Genomic DNA, 11,561 nt, shown 5'->3' with positions numbered 1-11,561 from the left:
GTCTCATGGTCGAGCAACTCGGACTGATCGGCTGCGGCCTGATAGGTGGCTCCTTCTCGCTGGCGCTGAAGAAGGCCAAGCTGGTCAAGCGAGTGGTGGGCTACAGCAAGTCGCCATCGACCACCGAGCGGGCCAGGCAGCTTGGCGCGATCGATGTCGCTGCGCCTTCGGCCTTGCTGGCCGTGTCGGGCGCGGACCTGGTGCTGATCGCGGTTCCGGTCTCCGCGTCCGAGGCCACGTTCAAGGCGATTCGCCACGGCATCTCGGACGGCACGCTGGTCATGGACGTGGGTTCGACCAAGGGCGACGTGATCGAGGCGGCGCGGCGGGGCTTGCAGGAACAGTTCGGCTGCTTCGTGCCGGCACACCCGATCGCAGGCAAGGAAGTGTCGGGCATCGAACACGCGGAAGCCGGCTTGTTCAAGGGCCGGCAGGTGGTGCTGACGCCGGTCAAGGCCACGCGGCGCTCGCTGGTGCAGACGGCAACGCGCATCTGGACGTCCGTCGGCGCCGACGTCGTCCAGATGACGCATGAAGACCACGACAGCGCCTTTGCCGCCGTCAGCCACCTACCCCACCTGGTCGCCTTTGCCTTCGTCAACGGCATCGCCGGACAGGAGAACGGCCAGCGCTTCATGAACCTGGCCGGGCCGGGTTTTCGCGATTTCTCGCGCATAGCGGCCAGCGACCCGGCCGTCTGGCGCGACATCCTCCTGGCCAACCGCGAACAGGTGCTGGCGCAGACCCGCAATTTTCGCGACGCACTCGAAACACTCGAACTGATGGTCGCCACCGGTGACGCGCAGGGCCTTGAAAACGCCATCGAATCGGCCCGGCGCGTTCGCACCCACTGGCAATCCGGCGGCGCGACGTCTGCCGACTGAACATGTTTTCCACTGAATTTCTCGATATTCCGCCATTGACGGAAGCGGCCGGCACCGTGCGTTTGCCAGGGTCCAAGAGCATTTCCAACCGAGTGCTGCTGCTGGCCGCGCTGGCCAGCGGCACGACCACGGTGCACGACCTGCTCGATTCCGACGACACCCGGGTGATGCTCACCGCGCTGGCGCAACTGGGCTGCCGCATCGAACAGGCCGATGGCACGCTCCGGATCACCGGTCTTGGCGGCCGGCTGTCGACGCCGCAAGCCACCCTGTTCATGGGCAACGCGGGCACTGCAATGCGACCGCTGACGGCGGCGCTCTCATTGCTGGGCGGCGACTTCGAACTCAGCGGTGTGCCGCGCATGCACGAGCGGCCGATCGGCGACCTGGTCGACGCGCTGACCCAGCTCGGCTGTCACATCGATTACCTCGGCAATCCGGGCTATCCGCCGCTGCGGATCCATCCGGTGTCGCTGCAATCACTGCAACTCGACGCGCCGATCCGCGTGCGCGGCGATGTGTCGAGCCAGTTCCTCACGGCGCTGCTGATGGCGCTGCCGCTGGCCAGTCGCCGCGACATCACGATCGATGTGGTCGGCGAGCTGATTTCCAAGCCCTACATCGAGATCACGCTCAACCTCTTGGCGCGCTTCGGCATCGGCATCCGGCGGGAAGGCTGGCAACGGTTCACGATTCCGGCCGGCAGCCAGTACCGCTCTCCTGGCGAAATACACGTCGAGGCCGATGCGTCGTCGGCCAGCTATTTCATCGCGCTGGGCGCGATCGCAACAAGCGATGGCTTGCGCATCGAAGGCGTGGGCGCTGCATCGATACAGGGTGACATCCGTTTTGTCGAAGCGGCTGAAAAGATGGGTGCGCGGGTCGAGAGCGGGCCGAACTGGCTGGTGGTTACGCGCGGCGCCTGGCCGCTGAAGGCGATCACGCTCGATTGCAACCACATCCCGGACGCAGCCATGACGCTGGCCGTGATGGCGCTGTATGCGGATGGTCCGACCACGCTGACCAACATCGCAAGCTGGCGCGTGAAGGAAACCGACCGCATCGACGCCATGGCCAATGAACTGGGCAAGCTCGGGGCGAAGGTGGAATCGGGGCCGGACTTCATCCGCGTGTTTCCATTGGCGGCCGATGGCTGGCGCGCCGCGAGCATTCGCACTTACGACGACCATCGCGTGGCCATGTGCTTCTCGCTCGCGGCATTCAACCCGGCATCGGTTCCGGTGCGCATCCTCGATCCGCATTGCGTGGCGAAGACCTTTCCCGACTACTTCGAGACGCTCTTTTCGGTGGTGAAGCCGCTTTCAGTGCCGGCGATTTGCATCGACGGCCCAACGGCATCCGGCAAGGGCACGCTGGCAGTGGAAGTGGCGCACGCACTCGGCTACCACTACCTGGATTCGGGCGCGCTCTATCGGGTAACCGGCCTGGCGATGCGGCGCGCCGGGCTCGAACCGACGCCTGCGAACGAGGCGCGGATCTCCGCACTGGCGCGGACGCTGCCCCTGCGCTTCGACGCAGGCAAGGCAATGCTTGCCGGCGAGGACGTGACGGACGCCATTCGCTCGGAAGCCGCCGGAATGGACGCCTCGCGGGTATCCGCGCTGCCGTCCGTGCGGGCGGCGCTCACCACGCTACAAGTCGGCTTTCGGCAGCTTCCGGGGCTGGTGGCGGATGGCCGCGACATGGGCACGGTGATATTTCCCGATGCCCCGCTCAAGGTTTTCCTGACGGCGAGTGCCGCCCACCGGGCCGAACGCCGCTATAAGCAGTTGATTTCAAAGGGAATTTCGACTACACTCGACAGTCTTCGCTCCGACTTGGAAGCACGTGACCTCCGGGATTCATCCCGCAGCGTCGCACCTCTCAAGCCGGCAGAAGACGCCCGCCGCCTGGACAACTCCAGCTTGTCGATCGAGCAATCGGTTGAACAGGTCTTGAACTGGTGGCAGGAGGTACAACCTTTCAGGCCAGCCTGAGGAGGTCGTCAGTACAGCCCCCGGGTCCGCCCGAGGGTGTTTCGGTCCAGCAGGTCCCCGCCGCGCGACAGCGCACCGGCCTTCTGGTTCTTTCAACTCAACCGGGCCCCAAGCCCACAACCGCCGTCTACAGATACACGCTGGCTGCAATGGTGCCGCCGCAAACCCTGCCTGACGGAAGGAACATACATGTCTGAATCTTTTGCCGACCTATTCGAAGAATCCCTGAAGCGTTCTGAAATGCGCACCGGCGAGGTCATCACCGCCGAAGTCGTGCGCGTGGAGCACAACCACGTCGTGGTCAACGCAGGCCTCAAGTCCGAAGCCTATGTGCCGATCGAAGAGTTCAAGAACGACAAGGGCGAACTCGAAGTCCAGGCCGGCGATTTCGTTTCCGTTGCCATCGGCAGCGTCGAGAACGGCTACGGCGACACCATCCTCTCGCGCGACACCGCCAAGCGCCTCGCTTCGTGGCTCGCCCTCGAGAAGGCCCTCGAGTCGGGCGACTTCGTCACCGGCACGACCAGCGGCAAGGTCAAGGGCGGCCTGACCGTCCTCGTCAACGGCATCCGCGCATTCCTGCCGGGCTCGCTGATCGACACGCGTCCGATCAAGGACCTGACGCCCTACGAGAACAAGACCCTCGAATTCAAGGTCATCAAGCTCGACCGCAAGCGCAACAACGTCGTGCTGTCGCGCCGTGCCGTGGTCGAAGCCAGCATGGGCGAAGAGCGCGCCAAGCTGATGGAAACCCTGAAGGAAGGCGCAGTGGTTCGCGGCGTCGTCAAGAACATCACCGAATACGGTGCGTTCGTCGACCTCGGCGGCATCGACGGCCTGCTGCACATCACCGACATGGCATGGCGCCGTGTCCGCCACCCGAGCGAAGTCGTTCAGGCCGGCCAGGAAATCACCGCCAAGATCCTCAAGTTCGACACCGAGAAGAACCGTGTCTCGCTGGGTCTCAAGCAGATGGGCGACGACCCGTGGATGGGCGTTTCGCGCCGCTACCCGCAATCGACCCGCCTGTTCGGCAAGGTCACGAACATCGCCGACTACGGCGCGTTCGTCGAGCTCGAGCCCGGCATCGAAGGCCTGGTGCACGTCTCGGAAATGGACTGGACCAACAAGAACATCGCCCCGAACAAGATCGTCTCGCTGGGCGACGAAGTCGAAGTCATGGTCCTCGAGATCGACGAAGACAAGCGCCGCATCAGCCTGGGCATGAAGCAGTGCAAGGCCAACCCGTGGCAAGAGTTCGCGCAGAACACCAAGCGCGGCGACCGCGTCAAGGGCCCGATCAAGTCGATCACCGACTTCGGCGTGTTCGTGGGTCTGGCTGCCGGCATCGACGGCCTGGTTCACCTGTCCGACCTCTCGTGGAACGAAGCCGGCGAAACCGCCGTTCGCAACTACAAGAAGGGCCAGGAAGTCGAAGCGCTGGTACTGGCAGTCGACGTCGACCGCGAGCGCATCAGCCTTGGCATCAAGCAGCTCGACAGCGATCCGTTCACGACCTTCACCTCTGTCAATGACAAGGGCCAGGTCGTCACCGGCAAGGTCAAGACCGTGGATGCACGCGGCGCCGAGATCGATCTCGGCGACGACATCATCGGCTACCTGCGCGCCAGCGAAATCTCGCGCGACCGCGTGGAAGATGCCCGCAACGTGCTGAAGGAAGGCGACGAAGTCACGGCCGTGGTGGTCAATGTGGATCGCAAGACCCGCAACATCCAGCTGTCGATCAAGCAGAAGGACATGGCCGACGAGCAAGGCGCCATGGCTTCGCTAAGCCAGCAATCGTCGCGCGAGAACGCCGGCACCACCAGCCTGGGCGCACTGCTGCGCGCCAAGCTGGACAACAACGACAGCAAGTAATTTCATATCCAGGTCGGCCGCGACGGTCGATCTGGAGATGAATCAGGCTGCCGTTGAACGGGACAGACCGGCGGGCGTTAAGCTCGTCCGCTCTGTCCCTTTTTTTGTGTTTCGTTTTTTGCTGCCTCACATGACCCGCTCCGATCTCGTCGAAGAACTCGCCGCACGCTTTGCGCAACTCACGCACCGCGACGCCGAGTACGCCGTCAAGACCATCCTCGACGCCATGGGCGATGCCCTCGTGCGCGGACATCGGATCGAGATCCGTGGCTTCGGCAGCTTTTCAGTGAGCCGTCGGCCGCCGCGCATCGGGCGCAATCCTCGTTCCGGCGAAAGCGTGCAGGTGCCCGAGAAGCGCGTGCCGCACTTCAAGCCGGGCAAGGCCTTGCGCGAAGCCGTGGATGCACGCACTGCGGAACTCGACGCAGAGGCGGAGCGTCGCAAGGTTTAGGAGCCTGGGCCGGCAGGCAAGCACCCATCTAGAATCGGCCGCCAACGGGGAACCCGATGAAATACATCCTGTGGCTGCTCAAGGCGGCCATTTTTTTTACCCTCTTCGCATTTGCGCTGAACAACCAGCACGATGCGACGGTGAATTTTTTCTTCGGCACCTATTGGCGCGCGCCGCTGGTGCTGGTGGTGCTCGTGGCGTTCGCAGGCGGGCTGGTGGTGGGTGCGCTCGGGATGCTGCCGGGCTGGTGGAAGCACCGCAGCAACGCCTCGAGCCAGGCGCCCGTCGAATCCTCCCCAGTGCCGACCGCCGTTGCCGCGCCCCCTGCCGCGGCAGCCGCAACGCCTCCCACCGACCTGCCAGCCGTGCGTCAACATGGACTTTGACTACACGTGGCTGCTGGTGGGATTGCCGCTGGCGTTCGTCCTGGGCTGGCTGGCTTCGCGCCTCGACCTGAGGCAGTTGAGGCTCGAGAACCGCCAGGCACCCAAGGCTTATTTTCGCGGCCTCAACTTCCTGCTGAACGAACAGCAGGACCAGGCCATCGACGCCTTCATCGAGGCGGTGCAGAACGACCCCGATACGCAGGAGCTGCACTTCGCGCTCGGCAATCTGTTCCGGCGTCGCGGCGAGTACCAGCGCGCGGTGCGCGTGCATGAACACCTGCTCGGCCGCGGCGACCTGAGCCGGGACGACCGCGATCGGGCGCAGCATGCGCTGGCGCAGGACTTTCTTCGCGCCGGCCTGCTCGATCGGGCCGAGGCCGCATTGCAAAAGCTGGAAGGCACGCGCTACGAGACCGAAGCGCGGCTGGCGCTGCTGGCCATCTATGAGCGCTCCCGCGAATGGGCGCAGGCCGCGACCGTTGCGCAGAAGCTCGACGAGTCCGACCAGGCCAGCTACGCCACGCGGCGCGCGCACCATCTCTGCGAGCAGGCGGCGGAGCGAACTTCGGCAGGCGACCTCGACGCAGCCGGCGAAATGTTGCGACAAGCGGTCGAGCTGGCGCCGCAGGCGCCGCGCCCTGCCATCGACACGGCCAACCTGCAATTGCGCAACGGCGAGGCCTCCGCGGCTTTCGATACGCTGGCCATCCTCTGCGAAAGCGCGCCGTTGGCATTGCCACTGTTTGCTGCTGCCTTGCAGCAGGCAGCCACCGCCTCGCAACGCACCGGTGAAGCGATTGCGCTGCTGCAACGTCGCTACGCCGCGTCGCCCTCGATCGATGTGCTCGAAGCGATCATCGCGATGGGCGGGATTCCGAAGGTGCCCGAACAGGACACGCCCGCCGACACGCCGCCCGAGCCACGCGACGGCTACATCGCGCACCTGGCGCACCACCCGTCGCTGGTCGCCGCTTCGCGCTGGCTCTCGGGGGAGCACTTCACGCGCGAGCAGTTTCATCCCCAGGTGCAACGAGCGCTAGACCAAGCCACGCGTCCGCTGATGCGCTATCGCTGCGCAGCTTGCGGCTTCGAGGCGCACCAGTACTTCTGGCACTGCCCGGGCTGCCAGGCGTGGGACAGCTATCCGCCACGTCGCGTCGAGGAGCTTTAGTCCTTTCGCGCCAGGTCGGTCAACGAATCGGCCGCAGGCGCCGTTGAAGCGAAGCCGTCGCGCACCATGCGCCGATGGTTTCGTTTCAAACTTATCAGGGAGCTTCAACATGTTCAGGAAATTCGCGGCCGCTCTGGCCGCTACGCTTTTTGCTGTCTCGTCGTTTGCCGCGGTCGAGGCCAACAAGGGCACCGCCGCCGAACTCGACGGTCTCAAGGGCGTGGGGCCGGCCATGTCCAAGCGCATCGTCGATGCCCGCGCGCAAGGCGAGTTCAAGGATTGGGCCGACTTCATGAGTCGCGTCAAGGGCGTCAAGGACAAGTCCGCAGCCAAGCTGTCGAACGAGGGCCTCACGATCAATGGCCAAGGCTTCACGCCGGTCGCCCAGGGGGAGGGCAAGAAGAAGCACAGCAAGAACGCGGCGAGCGAGCCGGCTGCTGCGTCGGCGACACCGCCCGCGGTGGCGTCCCCGGCGGCAGTTGCGGCCACGCCTGCCGCGGCCCCGGCTGCACCCGCCGCCACCGCCACCACCCGCGCAGCCGCCGCGGCCAAACCTGCCGTCGTTCCCGTTGTGGTCCCAGCGGCAGCACAGGCCGTTGCGCCAGCTGCGGCGCCGGCCGCGAAGGCTGCCGCGGCCAAGTAGTCAGCCCACCAGCGTAAGTGGCAAGCCGCCTTCGGGCGGCTTTCTTGCGCCCGCAGGCCGACGACGCTGCCAGGCATTGGGTCCGTTCTCGGGCCCGGCATCTTCATCGTGCCGCTGTTCGGGATTGCCGAAGTCACACAGACGATTGCCGGAGGGTAGAGATAATCCCGGCATGCTGTTCAATGCCATCGTCATTTGCCTGGCTGCCTGCGTCGGCGCCCTGCTTCGCTGGGGCTTTGCGACGTGGCTGAACCCGGGAAGCGTGTTGCCCTGGGGCACGCTGGCCGTCAACCTCATCGGCGGCTATCTCATCGGCATTGCGCTTGCCGTGTTCGAAGGCATGCCGAACATGGATCCGGTGTGGCGGCTCATGCTCGTCACCGGCTTCCTTGGCACGCTGACTACCTTCTCAAGCTTCTCGGTAGAGACTGTCGGCATGCTGCTCAACGGCCGAACGGGTCTGGCCCTGGGCACCATCGCGCTGCACCTGGGCGGCTCTCTCTGCCTGACCTGGCTCGGCATCCGCACGGTGCAGGCCATCGCCGCATAGGGTTTCACGGGGGTCGACCGATAATCGCCGTCGATGCCCTTGGTCCTGCTCGTCGCACTCCCCTTCATTGCCAGCGTATTGGCGGCGCTGATGCCGTCGAACGCACGCAACCGGGAGTCGACGCTTGCAGGACTCGTCGCGCTCGGCTGCGCGGCGCAGGTGGCATGGCTGTTTCCGCACGTCGCCAGCGGCAAGGTGATACGCGAGCAGTACGAATGGCTGCCCTCGCTCGGGCTCAACCTGGTCTTCCGCCTCGACGGCTTTGCGTGGCTGTTCTGCATGCTGGTGCTGGGCATCGGGACGCTGGTGGTGCTGTATGCGCGCTACTACATGTCGCCCTCGGACCCGGTACCGCGCTTCTTCTCGTTCTTCCTGGCCTTCATGGGCGCGATGATGGGCGTGGTGCTGTCGGGCGACCTGGTGCAGATGGTGTTGTTCTGGGAGCTGACGAGCCTGTTCTCGTTCCTGCTGATCGGCTATTGGCACCACCGCCGCGACGCGCGACGCGGGGCGCGCATGGCGCTGACCGTGACGGGCGCCGGTGGGCTTTGCCTGCTTGCAGGGGTGCTGGTGCTGGGACACATCGTCGGCAGCTACGAACTCGACAAGGTGCTGGCAGCGGGCAAGGCGATTCGCGCGCATTCGCTCTACCCGGTGATGCTGGTTCTGGTGCTGCTGGGCGCGTTCACGAAGAGCGCGCAGTTCCCGTTCCACTTCTGGCTGCCGCGCGCCATGGCCGCACCAACGCCGGTGTCGGCGTACCTGCACTCGGCCACGATGGTGAAGCTCGGCGTGTTCCTGCTGGCGCGACTCTGGCCAGTGCTGTCGGGCACCGAGCAATGGTTCTGGATGGTGGGCGGCGCCGGTGCCGTCACACTGCTGCTCGGCGGATACGTGGCCATGTTCCAGCGCGACCTCAAGGCGCTGCTCGCCTACTCGACCATTTCGCACCTGGGCCTGATCGTGCTCCTGCTGGGCTTGAACAGCGACCTGGCCGCCGTGGCGGCGGTGTTCCATGTGATGAACCACGCGACTTTCAAGGCCTCGTTGTTCATGGCGGCCGGCATCATCGACCATGAGTCCGGCACGCGCGACATCCGCAAGCTCAGCGGGCTGATCAAGCTGATGCCCATCACCGGGACGCTCGCCATCATCGCGAGCGCGGCGATGGCGGGCGTGCCGCTGCTCAACGGTTTCCTGTCGAAAGAAATGTTCTTCGCCGAGGCGGTGCTCGTCGACGCTGCGCCGTGGGTGGAATGGACCTTGCCCGTCGTCGCCACGCTCGGCGGGATTTTCAGCGTGACCTATTCGGCGCGCTTCGTGTTCGACGTGTTCTTCGGGCCGCCTTGCGGACCGGATGTGCCCAAGACGCCGCACGAGCCGCCGCACTGGATGCGCGTACCGGTCGAACTTCTCGTGCTGGCGTGCCTGGTGGTGGGCGTGGTGCCGGCATGGTCGATCGGACCGCTGCTGGCGGCGGCCGCGCGGCCGGTGGTGGGTGGTGTGTTGCCTGAATACAGCCTTGCCTTGTGGCACGGCTTCAACCAGCCGCTGATGATGAGCTTTATCGCGCTCGCGGGCGGCTTGGTGTTGTTCATGCTGCAGCGCCGCCGTCGCGATCGCGGTGGGCTTGCGCGCACGCCGGGCCTGCATCGCTTCGACGGACAGCGGATCTTCGAGAACCTGATGGCGCGGCTCAGCGAGGCGGGGCGGCGAGGCCGCCGGCTGCTGGGCACGCGCCGGCTGCAGGTGCAGTTGCTTCTGCTGGTGCTGGTGGCGATAGTCCAGGCGGGCGCAGCGCTGTGGCTCACGCCCGCGTCGCGCGGCACGCGTGAACTGCTGCCCTTCTCGCCGATGTTCGCGATGACCTGGCTCATCGGCGGCATCTGTGCCGTCGCTGCGGCATGGCAGGCCAAGTTCCACCGGCTCGCATCGTTGATGCTGGCGGCTGGCGCGGGGCTGACCTGCTGCATCACCTACATCTGGTTCTCCGCGCCCGACCTGGCCTTGACCCAGCTGGTGGTAGAGACCGTTACCACGGTGCTGATCCTGCTGGGCTTGCGCTGGCTGCCGATGCGCAAGGAAATGCCGCAACCGATGGAGGCCGGGCTTCGGCCATGGGCCCGGCGCGGACGCGACCTGACGGTGGCTGCAAGCGCCGGTTGCGGGATGGCGGCGTTGGCGTGGACGATGATGACGCGGCCGTTTCCGTCAAGCATCTCGCCCTTCTTCCTGGACCGCGCGCTGACCGAGGGCGGCGGCACGAACGTCGTCAACGTGATGCTGGTCGACTTCCGCGGTTTCGACACCTTCGGCGAGATCACCGTGCTCGGCGTGGTCGCGCTCACGGTGTATGCGTTGCTGCGGCGCTTCCGGCCCGCACCCGAATCGATGGCGCTGCCGCCGCAACAGCGCGCGCAGGCCGACGATGGCAGCACCGACCTGCTGAATCCGCGGCTCGCGAAGGACACCGCTGTCGGCTACCTGATGGTGCCGGCGGTGCTGATCCGGCTCCTGCTGCCGCTGTCGGTTCTGGTGTCGGTGTACTTCTTCATGCGCGGCCACAACGCGCCCGGTGGCGGCTTTGTCGCGGGCCTGGTGATGTCGGTGGCGCTGCTGCTGCAGTTCATTGTGTCGGGCACCGAATGGGTCGAAGAGCACTTGCGCATCTACCCGCGCCGCTGGATCGCCGCCGGCATGCTGCTGGCGCTGGCCACCGGTGCCGGCTCGGTGGTGCTGGGCTATCCGTTCATGACCACGCATACCGCGCACCTGTATTTGCCGGTGCTGGGCGAGGTGCATGTGCCCAGCGCGCTGTTCTTCGACACCGGCGTGTTTGCATTGGTGCTCGGCTCGACCATGCTGATCCTCACGGCGCTGGCCCACCAGTCGATCCGCAGCCATCGCTGGGTGGCGGAACAGGAAGAGAAGGAAGCCGAGCGCCTGGCGGCCGGACTCGCAACCGACGCCGGAGGCGCGCGCTGATGGAAGCCGTGCTGGCCATTGCCATCGGCGTATTGGCGGCGTCGGGCGTCTACCTCATCCTGCGCCCGCGAACCTTCCAGGTGATCATGGGGCTCACGCTGCTGTCGTACGCGGTCAATCTGTTCATGTTCAGCATGGGCCGGTTGATGGTCGACAGCGAGCCGGTGCTCACGCCGGGCTTCCGCGCCACGCTGGCGAACACCGCCGACCCGATGCCGCAGGCGCTGGTGCTCACGGCCATCGTCATCGGCTTTGCGATGACCGCTCTCTTCCTCGTCGTGATCCTGGCCTCGCGCGGCCTGGCCGGCAACGACCATGTGGATGGGGACAAGAAGGCCAGCGACGGAGGTCGGGAAGCATGAGCGCCGCGCCGGGCCGCCCCAAGAAAGCTCGCACCGCAGTGCGAAGCACGAAGGTTACCCAATGAGCGCCGCGCCGGGCCGTCCCCAAGCAAGCTCGCACCGCAGTGCGAAGCACGAAGGTTGCCCAATGAGCGCCGCGCCGGGCCGCTCCCAAGCAAGCTCGCACCGCAGTGCGAAGCACGAAGGTTGCCCAATGCGCCCCGCGCCGGGCCGCCCCAGGCAAGCTCGCACCTCAATGCGCGTCACGGAGCTTG

At 65.8% G+C, this 11,561-nt stretch carries 10 protein-coding genes; all 10 read left to right on the top strand.

Annotation, left to right across the window (positions count from 1 at the left end; translation table 11 throughout):
• Positions 1-5: 5 nt before the first annotated feature.
• The 10 genes from WKW80_RS03025 to WKW80_RS02980 all read left to right on the top strand — a co-directional run bounded on the left by WKW80_RS03025 (position 6) and on the right by WKW80_RS02980 (position 11,307).
• A complete protein-coding gene (locus WKW80_RS03025; protein WP_340362031.1) occupies positions 6-884 on the top strand; it encodes a prephenate dehydrogenase in 879 nt (292 codons plus the stop codon).
• Positions 885-886: 2 nt separating this feature from the next.
• The gene (locus tag WKW80_RS03020) at positions 887-2,881 is read left to right on the top strand and encodes a bifunctional 3-phosphoshikimate 1-carboxyvinyltransferase/cytidylate kinase (protein ID WP_340362030.1); all 1,995 of its coding nucleotides are present in this window, start codon (positions 887-889) and stop codon (positions 2,879-2,881) included.
• A gap of 189 nt (positions 2,882-3,070) precedes the next feature.
• Complete coding sequence (gene rpsA, locus WKW80_RS03015) at positions 3,071-4,759, top strand: 30S ribosomal protein S1 (RefSeq protein WP_340362029.1); 1,689 nt, start codon at positions 3,071-3,073, stop codon at positions 4,757-4,759.
• Positions 4,760-4,889: 130 nt separating this feature from the next.
• The gene (locus WKW80_RS03010) at positions 4,890-5,210 is read left to right on the top strand and encodes an integration host factor subunit beta (RefSeq protein ID WP_340362028.1); all 321 of its coding nucleotides are present in this window, start codon (positions 4,890-4,892) and stop codon (positions 5,208-5,210) included.
• Between the two features lie 56 nt (positions 5,211-5,266).
• A complete protein-coding gene (locus WKW80_RS03005; RefSeq protein ID WP_340362027.1) occupies positions 5,267-5,596 on the top strand; it encodes a LapA family protein in 330 nt (109 codons plus the stop codon).
• Positions 5,586-6,767 carry a lipopolysaccharide assembly protein LapB gene (gene lapB / locus WKW80_RS03000; RefSeq protein WP_340362026.1) on the top strand — a complete coding sequence of 394 codons (1,182 nt, stop codon included), beginning with the start codon at positions 5,586-5,588 and terminating at the stop codon, positions 6,765-6,767. The genes WKW80_RS03005 and lapB overlap by 11 nt, the downstream gene beginning before the upstream one ends.
• Before the next feature lie 109 nt (positions 6,768-6,876).
• On the top strand, positions 6,877-7,410 hold the full coding sequence (locus WKW80_RS02995) for a ComEA family DNA-binding protein (RefSeq protein ID WP_340362025.1): 534 nt from the start codon (positions 6,877-6,879) through the stop codon (positions 7,408-7,410).
• A gap of 172 nt (positions 7,411-7,582) precedes the next feature.
• Positions 7,583-7,960, top strand: a complete 378-nt coding sequence (crcB, locus tag WKW80_RS02990; RefSeq protein ID WP_340362024.1) for a fluoride efflux transporter CrcB — start codon at positions 7,583-7,585, stop codon at positions 7,958-7,960.
• Between the two features lie 33 nt (positions 7,961-7,993).
• Entirely contained in the window at positions 7,994-10,945 is a 2,952-nt protein-coding gene (locus WKW80_RS02985) for a monovalent cation/H+ antiporter subunit A (protein WP_340362023.1), read from the top strand.
• Positions 10,945-11,307 carry a Na+/H+ antiporter subunit C gene (locus tag WKW80_RS02980; RefSeq protein ID WP_340362022.1) on the top strand — a complete coding sequence of 121 codons (363 nt, stop codon included), beginning with the start codon at positions 10,945-10,947 and terminating at the stop codon, positions 11,305-11,307. Before WKW80_RS02985 ends, WKW80_RS02980 begins: the two co-directional genes overlap by 1 nt.
• Positions 11,308-11,561: the final 254 nt, after the last annotated feature.

The sequence above is a fragment of the Variovorax humicola genome (genome assembly GCF_037889915.1).
Lineage (GTDB): Bacteria > Pseudomonadota > Gammaproteobacteria > Burkholderiales > Burkholderiaceae_C > Variovorax > Variovorax humicola.
Note: the sequence above shows the minus strand (reverse complement) of the source record. Positions and strands in the feature narration are given on the sequence as shown.

Bases quoted from the DNA above. Each gene is read 5' to 3' on its own strand.
- WKW80_RS03005 (WP_340362027.1), top strand. From the start codon at position 5,267: ATGAAATACATCCTGTGGCTGCTCAAGGCGGCCATTTTTTTTACCCTC.
- WKW80_RS03025 (WP_340362031.1), top strand. From the start codon at position 6: ATGGTCGAGCAACTCGGACTGATCGGCTGCGGCCTGATAGGTGGCTCC.
- WKW80_RS02995 (WP_340362025.1), top strand. From the start codon at position 6,877: ATGTTCAGGAAATTCGCGGCCGCTCTGGCCGCTACGCTTTTTGCTGTC.
- WKW80_RS03010 (WP_340362028.1), top strand. From the start codon at position 4,890: ATGACCCGCTCCGATCTCGTCGAAGAACTCGCCGCACGCTTTGCGCAA.
- crcB (WP_340362024.1), top strand. From the start codon at position 7,583: ATGCTGTTCAATGCCATCGTCATTTGCCTGGCTGCCTGCGTCGGCGCC.
- WKW80_RS02980 (WP_340362022.1), top strand. From the start codon at position 10,945: ATGGAAGCCGTGCTGGCCATTGCCATCGGCGTATTGGCGGCGTCGGGC.
- WKW80_RS03020 (WP_340362030.1), top strand. From the start codon at position 887: ATGTTTTCCACTGAATTTCTCGATATTCCGCCATTGACGGAAGCGGCC.
- rpsA (WP_340362029.1), top strand. From the start codon at position 3,071: ATGTCTGAATCTTTTGCCGACCTATTCGAAGAATCCCTGAAGCGTTCT.
- WKW80_RS02985 (WP_340362023.1), top strand. From the start codon at position 7,994: ATGCCCTTGGTCCTGCTCGTCGCACTCCCCTTCATTGCCAGCGTATTG.
- lapB (WP_340362026.1), top strand. From the start codon at position 5,586: ATGGACTTTGACTACACGTGGCTGCTGGTGGGATTGCCGCTGGCGTTC.